This window comes from Empedobacter brevis NBRC 14943 = ATCC 43319, assembly GCF_000382425.1.
GTDB lineage: Bacteria > Bacteroidota > Bacteroidia > Flavobacteriales > Weeksellaceae > Empedobacter > Empedobacter brevis.
The window spans coordinates 1-18,959 of sequence record NZ_KB908299.1 but is presented as its reverse complement, the minus strand read 5'-3'; the positions used below and the strand labels follow the sequence as shown (position 1 = coordinate 18,959).

At 31.2% G+C, this 18,959-nt stretch carries 19 protein-coding genes; 5 read left to right on the top strand and 14 right to left on the bottom strand.

Annotated elements, in window-relative coordinates:
• Positions 1-7 precede the first annotated feature (7 nt).
• The 8 genes from H277_RS0113235 to H277_RS0113200 form a co-directional block, all read right to left on the bottom strand.
• A complete protein-coding gene (locus tag H277_RS0113235) occupies positions 8-874 on the bottom strand; it encodes a C1q-like domain-containing protein (RefSeq protein WP_019976086.1) in 867 nt (288 codons plus the stop codon).
• A gap of 152 nt (positions 875-1,026) precedes the next feature.
• Entirely contained in the window at positions 1,027-2,484 is a 1,458-nt protein-coding gene (locus H277_RS0113230; RefSeq protein WP_019976085.1) for a helix-turn-helix domain-containing protein, read from the bottom strand.
• Between the two features lie 363 nt (positions 2,485-2,847).
• On the bottom strand, positions 2,848-3,168 hold the full coding sequence (locus H277_RS20625; protein ID WP_026357600.1) for a hypothetical protein: 321 nt from the start codon (positions 3,166-3,168) through the stop codon (positions 2,848-2,850).
• Positions 3,169-3,261: 93 nt separating this feature from the next.
• A complete protein-coding gene (locus tag H277_RS19475; protein WP_307724005.1) occupies positions 3,262-3,615 on the bottom strand; it encodes a hypothetical protein in 354 nt (117 codons plus the stop codon).
• 115 nt (positions 3,616-3,730) lie between these two features.
• Positions 3,731-4,252 carry a hypothetical protein gene (locus H277_RS0113215; protein WP_019976082.1) on the bottom strand — a complete coding sequence of 174 codons (522 nt, stop codon included), beginning with the start codon at positions 4,250-4,252 and terminating at the stop codon, positions 3,731-3,733.
• Between the two features lie 25 nt (positions 4,253-4,277).
• Positions 4,278-6,221 (bottom strand): hypothetical protein, encoded by a 1,944-nt coding sequence (locus H277_RS0113210; protein WP_019976081.1) that lies wholly within the window; start codon positions 6,219-6,221, stop codon positions 4,278-4,280.
• Between the two features lie 341 nt (positions 6,222-6,562).
• Positions 6,563-8,068 (bottom strand): helix-turn-helix domain-containing protein, encoded by a 1,506-nt coding sequence (locus H277_RS19080; protein WP_019976080.1) that lies wholly within the window; start codon positions 8,066-8,068, stop codon positions 6,563-6,565.
• Between the two features lie 70 nt (positions 8,069-8,138).
• A complete protein-coding gene (locus tag H277_RS0113200; protein WP_019976079.1) occupies positions 8,139-8,783 on the bottom strand; it encodes a hypothetical protein in 645 nt (214 codons plus the stop codon).
• A gap of 181 nt (positions 8,784-8,964) precedes the next feature.
• On the opposite strand from H277_RS0113200, the gene H277_RS0113195 reads away from it, so the two are divergent.
• From H277_RS0113195 to H277_RS0113175, 5 genes are all read left to right on the top strand, one after another.
• Positions 8,965-9,720 carry a LytR/AlgR family response regulator transcription factor gene (locus tag H277_RS0113195; RefSeq protein ID WP_019976078.1) on the top strand — a complete coding sequence of 252 codons (756 nt, stop codon included), beginning with the start codon at positions 8,965-8,967 and terminating at the stop codon, positions 9,718-9,720.
• Positions 9,721-9,722: 2 nt separating this feature from the next.
• On the top strand, positions 9,723-10,721 hold the full coding sequence (locus tag H277_RS0113190; RefSeq protein WP_221406901.1) for a sensor histidine kinase: 999 nt from the start codon (positions 9,723-9,725) through the stop codon (positions 10,719-10,721).
• 159 nt (positions 10,722-10,880) lie between these two features.
• Complete coding sequence (locus tag H277_RS0113185; protein ID WP_019976076.1) at positions 10,881-11,495, top strand: outer membrane beta-barrel protein; 615 nt, start codon at positions 10,881-10,883, stop codon at positions 11,493-11,495.
• Between the two features lie 96 nt (positions 11,496-11,591).
• A complete protein-coding gene (locus H277_RS0113180) occupies positions 11,592-12,701 on the top strand; it encodes an alpha/beta hydrolase family protein (protein WP_019976075.1) in 1,110 nt (369 codons plus the stop codon).
• 40 nt (positions 12,702-12,741) lie between these two features.
• Complete coding sequence (locus tag H277_RS0113175; RefSeq protein ID WP_019976074.1) at positions 12,742-13,728, top strand: D-cysteine desulfhydrase family protein; 987 nt, start codon at positions 12,742-12,744, stop codon at positions 13,726-13,728.
• A 309-nt stretch (positions 13,729-14,037) separates the two neighbouring features.
• Here the strand turns inward: H277_RS0113175 and H277_RS0113165 are convergent, their stop codons facing one another.
• From H277_RS0113165 to H277_RS20210, 6 genes are all read right to left on the bottom strand, one after another.
• Entirely contained in the window at positions 14,038-14,358 is a 321-nt protein-coding gene (locus H277_RS0113165; protein ID WP_019976072.1) for a hypothetical protein, read from the bottom strand.
• Between the two features lie 80 nt (positions 14,359-14,438).
• Positions 14,439-14,894, bottom strand: coding sequence for a GNAT family N-acetyltransferase (locus H277_RS0113160; RefSeq protein WP_019976071.1), 456 nt, complete (start codon positions 14,892-14,894; stop codon positions 14,439-14,441).
• A gap of 119 nt (positions 14,895-15,013) precedes the next feature.
• Positions 15,014-15,451 carry a hypothetical protein gene (locus H277_RS0113155; protein ID WP_019976070.1) on the bottom strand — a complete coding sequence of 146 codons (438 nt, stop codon included), beginning with the start codon at positions 15,449-15,451 and terminating at the stop codon, positions 15,014-15,016.
• A 9-nt stretch (positions 15,452-15,460) separates the two neighbouring features.
• The gene (locus H277_RS0113150; RefSeq protein ID WP_019976069.1) at positions 15,461-16,093 is read right to left on the bottom strand and encodes a hypothetical protein; all 633 of its coding nucleotides are present in this window, start codon (positions 16,091-16,093) and stop codon (positions 15,461-15,463) included.
• Between the two features lie 64 nt (positions 16,094-16,157).
• Positions 16,158-18,023 (bottom strand): autotransporter outer membrane beta-barrel domain-containing protein, encoded by a 1,866-nt coding sequence (locus H277_RS0113145; protein ID WP_019976068.1) that lies wholly within the window; start codon positions 18,021-18,023, stop codon positions 16,158-16,160.
• Positions 18,024-18,058: 35 nt separating this feature from the next.
• Positions 18,059-18,361: a hypothetical protein gene (locus tag H277_RS20210; RefSeq protein ID WP_154652445.1), complete on the bottom strand. Its 303-nt coding sequence runs from the start codon at positions 18,359-18,361 to the stop codon at positions 18,059-18,061.
• Positions 18,362-18,959 lie beyond the last annotated feature (598 nt).

Below are 18,959 nucleotides of genomic sequence, written 5' to 3'. Positions count from 1 at the left end.
TGATTGCTTATTGTTCTACAATTGTTAAATTATTGAATCCAAAATTCGGTGCATTCACTGTAGGAGAAGAACGAAGTCCTCTTCCTCCACTCGTCGAATTATCAATTCTTTGTAATAATTTCACCACCACTTTGTCATTCTCATTCAGTTTCATACTGCTTACACAGTTTCCGCCTGCTTGCGCACCTCTAGTCGATTTTCCATATGTTTTTAGACATTTTACTTCGATCAAATTGTTGTTCTTCACAAACTGACTTTCAACCGAACTATTCACTAGAAATGTTGAACCTTCCTGGACAAAATCATAGGCAAAACTAAATGTGTAAACCCCGTCTCTAGGAGCTGTAAACTCCCCTGTTGTTCCATTAAAACTACTTGAAACATCATTGGTTACTTCCCAACCGGAAAGTACACTTGCCGTATTATAAACAAACTTAATCGCTTTATCAGCTGTTCGAATTCTCGCGACAACAAATGATTTTTTGGGTGTCGAATAAATATCCATCCATTGAGTACCATCAGAAACTTGTAATTTTCCGCCTGAAACATCAACATAACGGATAGCACCTGCTCCTACAGCTTCAGCAGTCTTAGAAGTTGAACCAATTCCCAATGCATTGTTCAGATTGGATGTAGATCTTAAATCAAGCTTTACGGCAGGAGTTATTATTCCAACACCTACATTTCCGTTAGTTGCTACAACAAAATCATTTCCAGCTTGTTCAGTTGTAGGCGGGCTTTGATTGTCTTTTTTTCCATCTACATGAAAGGACCCTTTTACATCTTTTGTATTGATTCCTACTTGCGCATACATACCCAAAGTAGTTCCCAAAAAGAGTAAAAGAGCTAATTTTCTTTTTAGGTCTTTTATCATAGGTTTAAAATTGATGACACAATATTAGTCATCTCCTCTAAAAACATACGTTATTCGTATTTCCTATATTTTAAAAATTCAGAATTCTTTCTATATTTATATTTTGTATCCTTTATTTCAAAAAGATATCTACTTAATAATGTGCAATTTAGTTATTTCTTATTTTTTAAATATTCAGAAGGATTCATTCCTGTTTTCTTTTGGAAAGCCTTAATAAAAGTTGGATCAGACGAAAAACCAGCCAATTTGGATAAATGACTTATTTTATAAGTCAGTAAAGCTTCTTCAGTTTCCAATTTTTTAAGTAGATATTCTATTCGAAGATCATTGATGTAGTTCGAAAAACTCTTCCCAAATTCTTCTTTAACTGTCCTTGAAAGATATTTCGTGTTACATCCTATTTTATTCGACAAATGATAAAGCGTCATATGCTGATCAACGAAACCTTCTTCTTGTTCAAATTTCTTGAGTTCTTCAACTATTTTAACTTTCGTTGCATCGTTTATTGAAAAAGAATCTTCTTTTTTTCCATGAACGACCTTTTTCTTTGCTCTTTTTCTATAATATTGTCTGATCACGAACAAGCTAAGAAACATCAAAAATAAAAGCAGACTGATATAAAACAATTTCTCATACTTTGACAAAGTATCTATTTTTGAATTTTTATCATGAATAACTGAACGAACAGCCGATTTTGAAGATTGATTGATGGTATTCGTCAATTCCACATATTCTTCATTTGTTTCGTTGGCTTTCTTATAATCGCCCAATTCCGTGTAAGCTTTCGCCAACCTTTGTAAAATTTCTTGTCTTTTACTTAAAAAAGCGTCTGAATCACAATACTTCAATCCTTTTTCTAAATAATTGACCGCGTCCTTGTATTGGTGTTGCTTCAAAAAAAGTAATCCTAAATCATGGTAGATCGCTGCATTCATATATTTATCGGAAGGATCTACCATTGATAATGCCTTTTTCGAATAACTGTAAGCCGAATCATACTGATTTAATTTTATATACATATAGCTTGTATTTGTATAAGCTAATGGCAATACTTCCTTCTTTCTTTTTAAAGAATTTAAGTTTTCATATGCATGAATTGATTTTTTAGCAACTTTCAACTTCTCCTCTAAATTTACCGTATCATCCATCAGAACAAGTTTTGAAGCATACAAACTTCCTCTTAAATCATTTGTTTCTTCATTCTCTATTTGTTTTAGAAGAGTCAATCCTTTATTTAAAGCAGTTTCTGCTTCATTCAACAATCCCATTTTAGCATACTGAGTTCCCAAAAGACGTAACCCCATTGCTTCGCCTTCTATATATCTCATTTTATTTGCTCTATTTATCGCTGAATTGGCATAAATTACAGAAGAATCTGCATTATTCTTCAAATAATAACCAAACCCTTTCAGATAATCCAGCTTAACAACTAATTTATAGTCATGAGAATGCAGGGCATTGGATTTTGCGACTTCAACGTTTTTAAAAAATTCTGTAGGAGAAGTTGTCAACTGATTTCTTAGTCTTTCATAAATATCATCAGATTTTTGAGCTGTAAGAATAGAACAAGAACAGAGTAGTATAATAAAAGAGTAAAGTGTTTTTTTCATGTATAAATTTCAAGGTTGTTTTAATCAATAGATAGAAGTATTAAAAAACATGCCAAAAAAAATTATTTCAATATCAAAAAATCGCTCTATGCTCCTCTTTTAATTGTATCATCAATCAATCCGATTTTTAATGATTTGATTTTCTTTATTTAAATATAGAGCTAAAGAAAATTTTCTAAATACCAAACCGATCATTTTTAATGAGAAAAAACTTTACCCCCTTTGAACCTTTCTCAATTAAGAAATATGATATATAAATCATAAACAAGTATAAAGATAACGATAAAATCAGTTAGCAAATTATTCCGTAAAAATTAAATAAAAAAAGCGTTTAATGACGCTTTTTTTATTTAATAGATCAACTTACACAAATATCTTTTTCCATTTAGTCACGCTATTACGGCTTAATTTAAAGTGATTCGCTAATTGCATGTTGTTCAATTTATTTTGCTTTTGATAGTCTAGTATAAGGAGTATATCCTGTTTGGAATAAGATCTGAATTTTTGGTTAAACACTTTATTTTGTTGGTGTTGTTCTCCAAAAATCAATTTATTCAACTCGAGTATATCAAGAATGGATAAACTTTTTTTATTCAATATTCGTTGACACAAGGATAATTTCTCCGGATAAAGATCATTTAAAATATCTGTATAAAGTGTTTTATAGTTTATTCTAGTCATCATTTTTAATTTAGAAAAAAAGCCACTAATCATAAAATGATTAGCAACTTCTGGTTGTTTGTTAGAATAGGTTTAATTCATCATTATTTCTAATTCTTAATTGGTTGAGGTATTTTTATATTTGCTAATCCATTTATATAAAGTCGTCTTTGGAATGTTGTATCGTTCTATAATTTCTGATTTATTCAATTCTCCTGTGTTCACTTTATTCAAGATATAATCGATCATCTCTTTTGTATAAATATTTTTTCGAAAACGTGGCAAAGATGAATTTCTATTTTTATTTGAATAAACATACGTTCTGCTCTCTACTGGTGCGTACAGAATTAAATGCTGCGAATACAAACGAAAGAAGTCGTATTCTAACAGTTTGCTCCACTTCAATAAAACTTCCGTATCCAAACTATCCATTTCATACATCTTTTCTACTTGCTGCTCTGTACATTTCATAAAGTTACAGATGCGGAGCATTTCTATCCTACACTCTATCACCCGTCGTCTGATTAAAGAACCTACTATGTATAGATTTAAAATTCATTCCGTTAGATTTAGATCAGGTTTATGTTTATTTCCAATAATTCCAAACTTTACCATCAAATACTGCCATTGTTTTACTGACAGTATCATAGCATAGCATCCCCGGATAAGGACTTTTTACAGAAGTATGAGGGTTGGCTATTTTAGGAAGAATCATAGCTGTATTAGCCGATTCTAATACCAATACACCTTTCGCATCTGTTGTTTGAGATCCAATAATAACACCATCACCAACTTCTGTTGACGTATTGACAAGAATTTCAGAGGAATCGCCTGTATCCGAAAGTGGTATCCATCCATTATTTTCATACATTTTAACTTTATTATCCGATTTATCAAACAAGAAGGTACCATTATTGTTGGTCGTAATTGTTGCCAATGCAGTAGAAGTATCATTAACAGCAGACAGAATAATTCCATTGGTATTTCCGGCTGCATCATTAAAGTCTAAAATAGTTGAGTTACCATTCATATTTTCCTTTCCTATCGCCACTTGTCCGAAAGAGTAAGATGTTAAGCATAAGAGTAATAAAGCGTTTATATTTTTCATTTTGTTATGATTTTTTGATTAATATTTATGGTTGAAATCCCAATTGGATTAAAGCATAAGCCATTAAATTATGAACAAACCTCTCTTGCGGTGTATCGATTATTGTTTCTGCAATTGTAGAAGCTCGAAACAAACCTTCGTCCCAGACAAAAATAACTTTACCTTTAAAATCTCCACCAATAGTCCAAACAGCAACACCTCCTCCAGTCACTGTTTCATTAGCATAAACCGTACTGGCAGATGGTAATTGATTTGCTAGAACCCGTCCTTGTGTAGCAGCTCCAGATAAACTGATATTTTTTGTATTACCAAATACATTACTCAGCTCATTCACAGATGAACTTATAGCCGAAACAGCTCCGTTTCCATTACTTCCTATGATTCCAAATGCCGTCAATATTGGATTAAAATTATAAGCTGTGTTATCTAAATTAATAATCGCAACCCCACCTTCTTTTACAAAATCAGCAACATGTTGAGCTTGAACGGAAGTCATACTGCTATAACCTGTATTAATAATATCATAACTATTCTTTAATTGATCACCTGTATTACTTGTAAGTACTACAGAAGATAAATCAGAAAATTCAAAACCTGTAATCCCTTTAAATGTACCAGTTGGTCCATAATTAGATAAATTCGTCAATTGACTATTGTAAGCAGAAAAATTAGATTTTCCGATGGTATATCCTGCAAATGATCCAATTCTAATTTTTCTAGGCGCTTCAACTAGAGGATCACAAGTATTTTTGATACAGTTCCAAACAGTCCCGTTATGCAATTTCACACATTTGTCTGTAATATCATAAATAAGCATTCCTTCTTTCGGATCAGTAATTTTAGCTGAATTTAAAACTCTAGAAATGACCATTCCTTTATCCTTTGATTCCAAAGCTAAAAATCCATTTGGAATATTCCCTGGCCAAAGCTGTTGCTTTGTTTGAGTTGTAATTCCTATTTTGGTATAGCCATCCGGAGTTCCTGTTGCTGCAGGATTTGTACATTGAATTACAATCTTAGAATTTATACTTACAGCTGTTGAAGGAGAATCACAACCATTATTTGCAACAACTTTATATACTATATCTGGAGTCATATTCTGAATCACTCCCACATTATCAACTATAGGTCCAACCGGCGAAAATGTATATTTATATGCATTATTGTAATTCGTGATTGTTGCAATTCCATTGGAATGAGTAGTAGCAGATAATACAGATACAGTTGGTGCAACTGGTGGTATAAAAAGAGGAGCAACATTTATCTTATCTAGTGCATAGGCCATGATGTTGTGAATAAATTTCTCTTGAGCTGTATTAATATCTGTCCCAGATACATTTGAGTCGCCCGGATTAAATATCCCTTCATCCCAAGTAAAGATAGCTCTCCCTTCATTTCCGGTAATCCAAACTCTTGCATTTGAACCTTCATTAGCTAATTGAATAGATGCATTAGGCAATTGATTTATAGCGATTAATCCTGAACTAGCAAATCCTTTTAAGGAAATATTCCTCGCATCACCCCAAACACCATTCATACGATTATTTAAAGAATTAGATGTGCTAGTAGCATAAGAAGGTTGTTCATTAACACTCCCAATTGTTCCGCTCCCTCCAAAAACTTGATGCAAATTTGATCCTACAGCACTTCCCGCATCCAAAAAGATTAGAGCTACTCCTCCTCTATCAACATATTGTTTTATTTTCTGAGCATTTGACAATGTCATATTAGAGTATCCGGTATTAATTATATCGAATTGTGCTAATAGTTGATCAACTGTTAATGTATTAATTAATGTAGTTATATCAGTAAATTTAAACCCATTTATTCTGTTATAGGAGCCATGAGGTCCATAATTAGAAAGATTATTTAACTGGGTTGTAAAAGCTCCTTTGGATTCTATCGTGTAAGTCGACCAATATCCGACACGTATTTTTCCACAATCTTGAGCATAAATATTTATACTCATTAACAAAAAGATTAGAAGACTATAAAAAATGTTTTGTTTTGTTTTCATAGGATTATAGTTATTTTAAAATTTATTATGACTTGTTTATATAGATTGAATCATACCAAACCCTTCTTCAGTAGAAATAGTGAAGATGAAATCATTATAAACGGAATTCTTTTCTGAAACATTCTTGGTTGGTTAAGGCATGCAAAGAAAAAAATCCTTCGAATTAAAACCTTAAAAAGACCTACTCAACGACTACTCTATTTGTTAATCAGCTGTTTTTAAATACTTAAAATAAAAAAGAGAACCTATGATAAGATTCTCTTTTTCTACGATTTAACACGAAAACAGTTTTTTTAAGTATCAATATATTTTCTAAGCCATAAACAAAAATCTTCTTCAGAAGTCAAACCTATCTTTTTTCGAAGATTGTAACGATTATTCTCAATTGTTCTGATAGATTTAAATGTATATTCTGCTATTTCTTTGTTCGAAAAACCCAAATAAATATAGGCGCAAAAAGTAAGCTCAGATACTTTTAAAGTTGGATTAATCTCTAACATCTTAGCCGAGAAATTAGAATAAATTTCTTGAAAACGTCCCCAAAATTGAGGCGAATTTTCTTTTACCATATTATTTAATTCAGAAAAAGGATTGTTTACCTTCAATTCTAACTTCTCGAATTCTCTTTCTTTTTTATAAATTTCAGATTCTTTTTCCAGAAGTTTTATTTTTTGCTCTTCAATAATCGTTCTTTTTCTCTTCCTGATTTTTTGATATCGTATAACCAAAATTATGAGTAATAGGGTGAATAAAAAAGTAATGGAGACAATCATCAAATGATTGTTAAACCGAATATTACTTTTCTCATTTTTTTCTTTTTCTAGCATCCGAACCAATTCCTTCTGAATGATTAAATTATGTTCTTCTTTGTCTATTCGATGCCTATTCTCTGCTATTTCCAGGTAATACTTTTCCTTGTGAACATCTCCTAGTATTTTATACGATTTTGCGATCTTAGAGTCAACATATGCAGAGTTTTGTTTAAACTTTACTTTATTATCAGCCGCAAGGAGATAATAATCAACCGCTTTTTGATAATTTCTTATCTGATAATAATAATCTCCATAGATTTCATAAAAGAGTGCTAAATATTCTATTTTTTCCAAAATTGCTTGTTTGTACGCCTTCTCAATATAAAAATATGCTTGATCAGGCTTATTTTGTTGCAATAATATCCAGCTTTTATAAAAATAAATAAAAGATTTATTCTTATAAATTTTCCTCATGTTCAAATATCTTTTTAGTGGAATTTTTTCGACTGTAACAATAGATTTGTCAGCATAAAAATGGGCAGAATCATATTTTTTCAACTCTGTATAGCAATCTGCCATATTCATATAGACATTGGCTAAAATTACCTTGGATTCCATATCATCTTTCGACTCTACAAAATTGATTATCTTCCTGTTACTTATTAAGGTCTGCTCAACTAATGACATTCTACTGTAGTAGGTTCCTTCAAGCATTAAAAATAACGCTTTCAGATGTATATCTTTTTCTACAGCCTCTTCAGTGAATCCTTTTCTTATATAGTAATCACCCTTTTCAAAATTTCTAAAAAAAACATACGATTTAGCAATATAATAGTAAGCTTGTGCTTTACTGTATGTATCATTTTCTTTTTTTGCCTCGACTAAAGCCTTTTTGGCAAATGTTAAAGATTTTCCAAAATCAATATTAATGTATTGATCTGATAAATCGATAAAGGAATCTTTCTTCGTTATTTCATTTTTTTGTTGTGAAAAACAAAGTGAAAAATGAAAAACAAAAAAAACAAGTAAAATATTCTTAAATATCAAGATTTTATAATTATAAAGTAAACATAAAAACACCTTTGTACATCAGTGTAAAGTTTTGGATAGTAGATTTTTACAAACATAAAACAATGCTCGGAGGCGGTCTGACAAAATTTTCAAATCGAATCTTATTGTTACGATAAAAACAGTTATTTTTATCGTAGACTTGCTCTTTTTGGCGTATGATTTTTTTTTGTTTTTCGTGGGTTCTGTTAAAAGCTAAGTACACTTTTAGAGAGCTAGATACGACAGCCTTTGCATCAAAATTATCTATACCTGATAATATTGACAGGTACCGATTATGACATAAAATTTGCTTATTTACTTTTTTAAACTCTGGTTTTCTATAAACAGAATGACTTATTTTTTTATCTGTTTGATCACCCGATTTTATATTTTTTTTTATTTTATGAAAATCCTTTCTATCCGTTTTCAGGTATTTCCCACTACTTAATAGAACAGTATCTAACGTAACATTTAATTTTTCTGAATAAGATGAATCCTTTTTCGATGAAGATTGATAGAATATCGTTCCCTCTTTAACTGCAACAATCGTATTATTTGAGATATAAAGTTGGCAATGGACAAAAGTAAAAGACAAAAAAAATAAACATACCATCACATTTCTTGATAGAAATATTGAAGAAGACATCGTCATTAACTGAATTCTTTTCTTAGGCACTTTTAATTGGTTAAATCTTGCAAAGAAAAAATTCATTCAAATAAAAACCTTAAAATAAGGTACTCAACAACTACTCTATTTGGCTCAACAGCTATTTTAGCTGATTATTAAGTTTAGCATAATCAGCAGACACTTCATCCCTAAAATTCTAAACTCGATCGATTAACTTATTTAATCATGGCTAACAATTTGTATTTTTACGGCAAATAGTCTAGATATGAATTACCTGATAGTTGAAGATGAGCGGTTTGCGTATATGGAAATTAATCGAATGATAGCACAGCTACGTCCCAACTATGTACTAACCGGAAGAACAGAATCTGTTGCAGATACTATTCATTTTCTTCAAAATAATCCAGTAGATATGATGTTATTAGACATCCGTTTGGCAGACGGAAATTGTTTTGAAATATTTGAACACATACAGGTATCAATACCGATTATTTTCACCACAGCTTACGATGAGTACGCTATTCAGGCTTTTAAATTAAACAGTATCGATTATCTATTGAAGCCGGTTGAAGAAGAAGATTTATTGTCCGCACTGAAAAAATTAGAACGGCAACAAATGGAAAAAGAAATAATCTTTGATTATAAAAAATTAGAAAAGATATTATCAGGTATTCATAAGAAAAATCGTTTTCTTGTTCAAATTGGTGATGTTTATGAACATATTGATGTAAACGATATTGCCTTTTTCTATAGCGAGGAAAAAGTAGTTTTTTTACACACATTTTCCAATAGAAAATGTATTATCGATTATACATTAACTCAGATAGAATCGCAATTAGATAAAAGATCTTTTTTTCGCGTTTCCCGAAATTGCGTTGCCAATATTACTTCTATAAAAAAGATTGTTAAATACTTTAACAGTCGATTGAAACTTCAATTTCAACCGAATTGTCCACAAGAAGTAGTAGTCAGTCGTGAGCGAGTTTCGGATTTCTTAAAATGGGTAGATGGCTCGAATTGAAAATGATGAAAAAGATAGATAAAAAACATATTATTGCTTTCGCGCTCATTGTCACGACACTACTGATTTTCTTTTACTATATGTTTCAAACATTAACCGGAAAAGAAAAAAATTTTTCACAATTTTTTGTCATCAATCTCTTTCCATGTTTATTTATCGCATCAGTGGATTTTCTGATTGTTCATACCGTTTATAAATATTTTAAAATATACAATATTTATTTCCGCATTATACTTGATTTATTTATTTGTTCTTTGTTTTCCATCTTGGTAATCTATCTTTGTAATTTTGCTCTTATAGGTTTTTCTGCATTTGATAACGATCCTGAATTGCTTAAATCTACAATTTTTATTATTTTATGGAACAGCATTATCGTATTATTAATAGAAATATTTTTTTACAGTCAACGGCAAGCCGCTATCGAAAAAAAAATCAGTATAATTGAAAAAGAAAAAATACAATATCAATACGAAACGTTAAAAGCACAGATTAATCCTCATTTTTTGTTTAACAGCCTGAATATTTTGGCTTCCTTAGCTTATGAAAATCAAGAGAAAGCAAATCTTTTTGCAAAAAAAATGTCAGGAGTCTACCGTTATCTATTATTAACAAATGAACGTCCCTTCGTTACCCTTAAAGAGGAATTGGCATTTTTAGATTCCTATATATTTTTGGAACAGATTCGGTTTCAAGATAATTTGCTTATAACCGTTAAAAATGATGCTGATTTGAACAGGAAAGTAATACCTGTAAGCCTACAATTATTGGTGGAAAATGCTATAAAACATAACGTTGCTACTTCTACTAAACCGTTAATAGTAAGAATTGAAATAAATGAAAATGGGATACTTGTTGCGAACAATCTTCAGTTAAGAAATACTGCTGACCGTGGTGGTGTGGGACTTAAAAATCTATACAAGCAATATACATTGTCCAATAAAACAATTGATGTGGTAAAAACGGAAACGGAATTTATTATTAAAATGTCTTTTTTGGATTAAATTTCGTTCTTGCCTACCCTTTTTTAGCAACCAATCGTTTAAATTAATAATAGTTAATCTTTCAAGCATTAAACTTCATCTCATCTATTCTGAAATTCGTCGGAAAGTTCTTAGTAACGGGATTTTTAATATTGAATTTTGCGTTATAATTTTTTATCAATGAAAAAGCAAATATGTTTATCGGCTGTTGTTATAACAACATTCCTTATGGTTTCAATTTCGGCTAATGCCCAAGAAAAACTGTCTCTAGGACTCAAAGGCGGTGCCAATTCAACATTTTACAAGTTTGATTCGGAGAGTCCATATTCAAACAGTTCATCAAAATTTGGCGGCTCTGTTGGTGGATTTCTAAAATATGATTTTGGTAATTGGTTCGCACTTCAAACTGATTTGATGGTTCATTACCGAAATTCTGAAATGCAAAATAAGTTTACAACCGAAAAATCCACATTAAAATCGTTAGATCTAGAACTACCTGTTTATAGTGTCTTTCAGTTCAATCTGGAATCAGGGAAAATATTTTTCGGGATTGGTCCTTATATCGGTTATGGCATTAGAGCAAAAACAGGTGACATCAACATGTTTAATAAAGATATAACAGGAAAAAGTCTCATGAAGCGTCTCAATTATGGTGCTGCTAGTATGCTTGGATATCATTTTGGTCACGTCCAGATCAGTGCTTCCTATATTTCACAAAATGGGATAGGAAAAATACAAAAAGGCTCAGTTTTAAGACGACAAACTTTCGATTTAGGAATTGGTTATAGTTTTTAAAATTTATGCTAAAAACCGGATCACTCGAATTCTTCCAATATCAGGAGGAAAATCCTACTACCATTTTATAGATACTTTGAATAAACCCCTAATAAAATGAAAAAAGTAATTCCATTATTGACAATTATTATACTATATACATCTTCTGTTTTTGCACAAGATGATAAGCTAAAAAGACCACAAGAACCTTTGAAACCTTATTCCTATTATTCAGAGAATATTATCTTCGAAAATAAACAAGCGGGAATCAACCTTGCGGGAACTTTAACCCTGCCGCAAAAGGAAGGTGTATATCCTGCAGTTATTTTGATAAGCGGGAGCGGCCCGCAGGATAGAAATGAAGAATTGGCAGAACACAAGCCTTTTCTTGTGCTGTCAGATTATCTTACGAGAAATGGAATTGCCGTTTTGCGTTATGATGATCGAGGCACTGCCTTTTCTGAAGGAGATTTCAACAGTGCCACATCTTTAGACTTAGCAACTGATGTAGAAAGTGCTGTTGCTTATCTAAAAAAGCGAAAAGAAATCGACAAAAAAAACATCGGCCTGATAGGACATAGTGAAGGAGGCCTACTTGCTCCGTTAGTGGCGGTTGAATCAAAAGATGTAGCTTTTATTCTAATGCTTGCTGGTCCGGGAATTCCGGGTGACAAAATACTTTTATTACAACAACAATTAATAGCAGAGGCTTCCGGAGTCAGTAAAGAAGAAATAAAAGCAACAAAGCGGATAAATAAGGAAATTTTTAAGATCGTAAAAAAGTCTTCAGATATCGAGCAGTTAAAAAATGATTTAAGAAATCATTTGGAAAAATTCCTGGCTCAAAATCCGAAACTTAAGAAACCGTATGGGATGACCGATGATGAATTCATCAACTTACAGATTAAGACCTACACTACCCCATGGATGCAGTATTTTATTAATTATAATCCTGCTTCCACCTTAAAAAAGGTAAAAATTCCTGTTTTAGCTCTTAATGGAGAAAAAGACCTGCAGATTACACCAAAGGAAAATTTGAGTGCAATAAAGAAAGCATTACAAATAGCCAAAAACAAAAACGTGACTGTAAAAGAATTACCTTCTTTAAATCATTTATTTCAGGAAGCAGACACGGGTGCCCCCCAGGAATATCAACTTATCGAACAGACCTATTCACCAACCGCTTTGACAGCAATATTGAATTGGCTAAATTTACAAATAAAGTAAATTATGAAAGAACAAATCAAATACCAGATGAATCAAGCATATGAATACAAATAAAATTGACTTAGGTTTTTTTCCTACACCTTTACAAAAACTGGAAAACTTATCACAAATATACCCTGATTACAACATTTATATAAAAAGAGATGACAATACAGGATTGGCTTCAGGTGGAAATAAAACCAGAAAGTTAGAATTTCTGATACAACAAGCTTTGGACAAAGGTTGTGATACTGTAATCACTGCCGGAGCTCAACAATCAAATCATTGTCGGCAAACAGCTGCGGCCTGTGCTAAAGTGGGATTAAAATGTCATCTGCTTTTGGGAGGTGACCAACCTGATCTTTATGATGGAAACCTGCTGTTATCTTCATTACTGGGTGCCACCATACATTTTACAGGTAAAAACAGAAAAGGAGAAGACAAAGAGTTACTAAAAGAAAAACTGGAAAACGAAGGGAATAGATGCTTTATGATTCCCTATGGTGGTTCAAATTCTGTAGGAGCCTTAGGGTTTGTACATGCTGTAAAAGAGTTGAAACAACAAATTACTGAAAAGCAAATGGAAATAGACTACATCTTTTTTGCTTCAAGTTCAGGTGGTATGCAGGCCGGATTAACTGTTGGTAAAGAATTGTATGGACTAAGCTCAGAACTCATTCCAATCAGTATCGACAAAGATGAAACTAACGGCAGCTCTTTAGAAGAAGCTGTCTTTAATATTGTGAAAGAATTAATGCAAAAACTAAGCATTAATAAGAAAATCGAACTTTCAGAAATTAAACTCAACCGAGATTACGACAATGCAGGATATGGTGTTTTAACCTCTCATGAAATTAATGCCATCGAAGAATTAGCAAAAAAAGAAGGCATTCTCTTAGATCCCGTTTATACCGGACGGGCGTTCTATGGTATGTTAGATTTTTTGAGGAAGAAAAAATTGCCCTTAAATTCTACGATTCTATTCTGGCATACCGGAGGCTTACCAGCCCTCTTTAAATTTGGCAAAGAGTTGAGAAGTGAGTCTTAATAAATCTACTCTCCATAGCTGAATTCTTCTTTATAGTTTTTACAAATGAATTATACAACAAGATAATTATACAATAGAATATTTAAGGCATACACCTTAAAAACTAAAAAAGCGTCGTTTGACGCTTTTTTTAACTCTTTAAAATTTCATCCATAATTTCTATAATAATAAAATAACTGATTATACTATAAATTAATCCTAGCCAAAGATAAAAACGTAATGTTTCACCTCCTGTATTCATATACCTACTTACTCTAAATATAGACACCAATAAAATGATTATTAATAGTATATGAAATAATGAATCATTTAAATAAATATCTTTTTCCATTTTGCAACAGTATTTCTACTTAATTTAAAATGATTAGCCAATTGAGAGTTATTTAATTTATATTTCTTTTGATAATCTAAAATAAGTAGAATGTCCTCTTTTGAATACGACCTGAATTTTTGATTTAAAACTTGATTTTGATGATGCTCTTCTCCAAAGATCAGTTTATTCAATTCGAGTATGTCGAGTATGGATATTTTTTTTTTATTTAATATTCCTTGGCATATTGAAAATTTATCAGGATAAATTTCATTTATGATATCGGTATAAAGTGTTTTATAATTTATTCTTGTATTCATTTTCGTCTTAGGTTAAATTAATAGCTTAGGCAAAGAAAAAATTGTTAATTAATCTTCTTTGATCTTGATTTTTTTCTCATTTATAATTCAAGTATGTAAAGGTTTTCGCCATCTTTTTGTTCTCCCGTAGATCTAAAGCCCAATGAACTATAAAGCGAGGTCGCTCGTTGATTATCGGGATCTAGTCCAATATAAATTTTATTTATTTTTCTATTGTTTTTTATCTTTTCTATGAAGGAAATAAACGCTTTTTTTCCATAACCTTTGCCTTGGTATTTATGATCAATCATGTATCTAAGTACCCAAAAATTTCCATCATCCTTAAAATATGGTCCGGATAGAATAAAACCAATTAAGTTTTCACCATTATAGATCGCTTCCGTTTGCAATAGTGGATAATATTTGGATTCTGCAATAGAAACTGCATTGCAACAGATAAATTCTTCATCAAATGTTGGTATTCCATTTCCATTGGTCGTAAGCAAACATACATCGTAAAAGTTGTCTGCTGTTATTTCTCTAAATTGTATTTCCATCTTGTTTTTATAAATTCATTATTATTTCGTTTGAGATTAAAAAAGCTACTGATCAAAAAAATAATCAGCAGCTAATGGTTAATTAGAATAGGTTTGTCAGTAATTAAGATAGCTGTTATCTATTTGGTTGATTTTCTATATTTACTTATCCATTTGTATAAAGTCGTCTTTGGAATATTGTATCGCTCTATTACCTCAACATTTTTCATTTCCCCTTTCTCAATTTTATTCAAAATATAATCAATTACTTCTTTTGTATAAATATTTTTACGAAAACGAGGCAAGGATTCTTTACCGTTTCTACTACTCTGTGTATAATTATTATTTCCTACCGGAGCGTATAAGATCAAATGTTGTGAGTATAAACGAAAAAAATCGTATTCCAAAAGTTTACTCCATTTTAAAAGAACTTCCGTATCCAAACTTTTCATATAATACATTTCTTCTACTTCCTCTACTGTACATTTCATAAAATTACAAATACGGGATAATTCTATCCCGTTTTCTGTAACCAATTGCTTAATTAATGTACCAATATGGATTTCTTTGAAATTCATACTAATTAATTATGGTAAATTGTCTAAATAGTCCTGATCGATAATACCACTTGGAGGCATCTCTACTCCTGATCTCCATAGATGCCACTGACCTGCACCATCAGTACTTTTATTTCCACCATTAAAAACCCAAAGCAATTTTTTAGTAGGTTTAGTAGAAGGAAATAAAACATTCTCCGTTTCAGCAAATCCAATAGTACCTATATATGGATTTTTAACATACTTATGAGGAGGTTGCTCAACAGTTCCAATTAAAGGCATTACCATTGTTTTTTCTTCACTTTCTAAAACTAAAATTCCTTTTTGTGTCGTTGTTTCAGATCCAATTATTACTCCAGCATTTTCTGTAGATTCTACAGATGTATTAGCTGTAGGTAATGTAACTGTTGTTGGTAGCGTAGGTGTTAAAGCTAGAAGACCAGTGCTATTTTGTGGCGACACCGCCATGTAAACTTTTACTTGTTTATCGGCTCTACTTACATAGATTGTTCCAGGAGTTTTTACAACATTCCCGGTACTTGCAGCTTCTGTATTTGAATTAATGATAGGCAAAATAACTCCCATATTTTCAGAAGTAAAAGAGAGTAATGCCTTATTATCAGAAGAATTTGAGTTATCTCCAATAACAATCTGAGCATTCACTTTAATACTCGATACAGATAGAAGCAAAATTAATAATACTATATTTTTTTTCATAATTTTATTTTTACAGAGAACCTAATTCGCCTTTAATACTTTCTAGAACATCATAAATAGATTTATCACAACCTTTAGCCAAACAGTCCCATTTTTCACCATCAAATAACATTAAACATTTCTTTTCTGTATCATATGCAACAGCTCCTTTTAACGATGAGTCTGTGCCTAGGGTTTTTGCAGGGTTTTTGATTCTAGTTACAACTAGTGGCTTAGTACTAGAATCTAATACCATAGCTCCGTTATTTATACTACTGTTATCTAAATCTTTTTCCGGCCAATTTGTAGCATGAGATTTGAACGTTGAAATTCCAACTTTAGATATTTTTGCGATAGCCGCATCACTATCATCTATCTTGAAACAACCTACACTTCCAGTATAACAATCAATTACAAAATCACCTGGATTTAGACTTGCTATATCTGCCTTTGTTGTTCCAAATGTGTTATTCGTTCCTGCTATTATTTTTGCTTGAAGATTGTTACCTGTGTAGGCAGCTGCATTTGTCAATTGAAATTTATTGTCATCAATGACTCCTATGACATTAGCAACTGACGCTGCTTTTATTTCTGCAAAAGAATCCTGATCTCCCCCACTATTTTTATTTCCATAAAAAATATTGTTTCGTATATTTCCAATTACACTTCCTCTTGTTTGAATTACCGCTTGTCTATTTGTTCCCGTTCCTTGCAGGGCACTATTATAAGCAAAAATATTTCCCTCTATATCGTAATTTGCACCTGTTCCTACAGTACCTGTAGCGAACGAAATAGAACTTCCACCTCCAGTTGTAGTGTTTACCTTATTTTCATAAAAGAAATTGTTTTTTATATAATTAGATGTAACAATACTTCCTGTACGAATTCCTGCTTCAATTGCAATTGCTCCTCCGGCTCCAACTCCGGTATTATTCGTATAATTCTGAATAAAATAATTATCTTCAATTTGCAATCCACCCACGCCAGTAGCAAAAATTGCTCCTCCATAATTATTTCCGCGTACACCAAGAAATACATTATTTTTTATCATAATGTTTCCAGCAGAAGTAAGATATATACCTCCAGTTGTAGAACTTGCAGTACCACAAGAAAAAATATTTCCTATGATGTAAAAACGAGTTTGACTAGTAGTTGAATTGCCTGCTGAAGTAGCATAAAATCCTGTACCATCAGTCGCATTTCCTTCTCCAAAAAGATTATTGCTTATTAAAACTTTTACATCCCCATTTACAGTTGTATATTCAAATGGTCCTGTCGCTCCCATTGTATTTCGATAAAATTTATTATTATGAAACCAATGTGTAACCTTACCATTATTACCAGCAGCTATGCGAAAAAAGCCTGAACTTCCGCGTGAATCATGTATATGACAATCTTCAACTTTTAATTGGTAATATCTAGTTCCTGCTTCGTGATTAAGAATACTACCTACTGTAGCAGTAGTTCCTGTACTTTGAAAATAAATTCCTTTGATAGTCAATTTATTATTCGTAAAATCATTTGTCGTAGCTGAGATATTTACAAATCTTGTCGTAGCTGATTTTAAAATTCTTGAGATATAAGTTTCTGGATTATATCCGGAGAGATCTGTTCCTGTAGCATCTGTAGGAAAGCCGCCTTGAATAAGTACAGTGCTCCCTACATAGGAATAGGTATTATTTACATTGTAATTTCCCTCAGCAATATAAATATGCACATTGTTAAGATTATTTCCTAAAGCTGGAAGGCTACCAAGAGGACTATCCCACGAAGAACCATTTCCTGTTCCTCCTGATTTTACATAATAAGTTGTCTGCGAAAAAGCAGAAACCGATAAAAGAGTAAGTAAACATAATAAATATAGTTTACGGAGTATTTGAGTTGTTTTTTTATACATAGGTTTTAATTTGATTTTTTTAAATTTTTATTCTTTTAAATAATTTCATTTAAAGGAGGTCCCCTCATAGGATTTTCATTGTCTATAAAATGAAAAAGAATGAGATATTTTTTGAAAAAAGAAAAAGTCTGATTTCCAATAGAATCATAAACCTCTGCCCTATATTTTTGAATTTTAAGTATGTCACTTTGAAAAAAGTTATTCGGAATTTGAAATTTTACGTCTTGGCAAAAAATAGAAACAAAAGAATTCTTTCCATTCTCTACTGGTAAAACTATTCTACTATTATACTCTTTTTTGGTTCCATTCTCTTGTATTGGCTTTTTTGAAGCTTTCATTCCATTTATGAACAGCTTTCCATTTCTATTTTTCTTTCGATAAATGTCTTTTTTCGATAAAAGATTTGTATTGACCTTATCAGAAAGTTTATGATTTTTTGACGAATCTATAGGTAAATTAATGTAAACAGAATCTTGTACTAAGAACTGTGCATGCTCTGTTAGAACAATTTTTGTATCCTTTCCAACTATTACTTGAGCCGTAATGAAACAGGAAAAAAAGAAGCATAAAAATATAAGACTGTTTTGTACAGAATAATAATCATTTATTTTTATATCCTTTTTGATCATTGCTATTGTTAAGAATAGTCCTCCCTAGACTATTTATTCATTATACTGATTTACAATAGAATAAATTATAAATGTGAATGTCATCCAAATAAACATTTAATAAGTAATTAAAAACTGTATAATTTCCGAAGTAGAGTTTTAAAAAGGCTCTTAAAACAGTATTTTTCAACAATTTGCTTTTTTAAAGAAAAAGAATATCTTTGCATAAAAAGTAGTCTAGGGAGGACTACTTTTTTTTGTTAAATTCGTTCATTATTAATTTATTAAATCCGATTGAATGACATTTAATTTTTTCTTATCTGATAAT

Bases quoted from the DNA above. Each gene is read 5' to 3' on its own strand.
- H277_RS0113235 (WP_019976086.1), bottom strand. From the start codon at position 874: ATGATAAAAGACCTAAAAAGAAAATTAGCTCTTTTACTCTTTTTGGGA.
- H277_RS0113230 (WP_019976085.1), bottom strand. From the start codon at position 2,484: ATGAAAAAAACACTTTACTCTTTTATTATACTACTCTGTTCTTGTTCT.
- H277_RS20625 (WP_026357600.1), bottom strand. From the start codon at position 3,168: ATGATGACTAGAATAAACTATAAAACACTTTATACAGATATTTTAAAT.
- H277_RS19475 (WP_307724005.1), bottom strand. From the start codon at position 3,615: ATGAAATGTACAGAGCAGCAAGTAGAAAAGATGTATGAAATGGATAGT.
- H277_RS0113215 (WP_019976082.1), bottom strand. From the start codon at position 4,252: ATGAAAAATATAAACGCTTTATTACTCTTATGCTTAACATCTTACTCT.
- H277_RS0113210 (WP_019976081.1), bottom strand. From the start codon at position 6,221: ATGAGTATAAATATTTATGCTCAAGATTGTGGAAAAATACGTGTCGGA.
- H277_RS0113200 (WP_019976079.1), bottom strand. From the start codon at position 8,783: ATGAATTTTTTCTTTGCAAGATTTAACCAATTAAAAGTGCCTAAGAAA.
- H277_RS0113195 (WP_019976078.1), top strand. From the start codon at position 8,965: ATGAATTACCTGATAGTTGAAGATGAGCGGTTTGCGTATATGGAAATT.
- H277_RS0113190 (WP_221406901.1), top strand. From the start codon at position 9,723: ATGATGAAAAAGATAGATAAAAAACATATTATTGCTTTCGCGCTCATT.
- H277_RS0113185 (WP_019976076.1), top strand. From the start codon at position 10,881: ATGAAAAAGCAAATATGTTTATCGGCTGTTGTTATAACAACATTCCTT.
- H277_RS0113180 (WP_019976075.1), top strand. From the start codon at position 11,592: ATGAAAAAAGTAATTCCATTATTGACAATTATTATACTATATACATCT.
- H277_RS0113175 (WP_019976074.1), top strand. From the start codon at position 12,742: ATGAATACAAATAAAATTGACTTAGGTTTTTTTCCTACACCTTTACAA.
- H277_RS0113165 (WP_019976072.1), bottom strand. From the start codon at position 14,358: ATGAATACAAGAATAAATTATAAAACACTTTATACCGATATCATAAAT.
- H277_RS0113160 (WP_019976071.1), bottom strand. From the start codon at position 14,894: ATGGAAATACAATTTAGAGAAATAACAGCAGACAACTTTTACGATGTA.
- H277_RS0113155 (WP_019976070.1), bottom strand. From the start codon at position 15,451: ATGAATTTCAAAGAAATCCATATTGGTACATTAATTAAGCAATTGGTT.
- H277_RS0113145 (WP_019976068.1), bottom strand. From the start codon at position 18,023: ATGTATAAAAAAACAACTCAAATACTCCGTAAACTATATTTATTATGT.
- H277_RS20210 (WP_154652445.1), bottom strand. From the start codon at position 18,361: ATGAAAGCTTCAAAAAAGCCAATACAAGAGAATGGAACCAAAAAAGAG.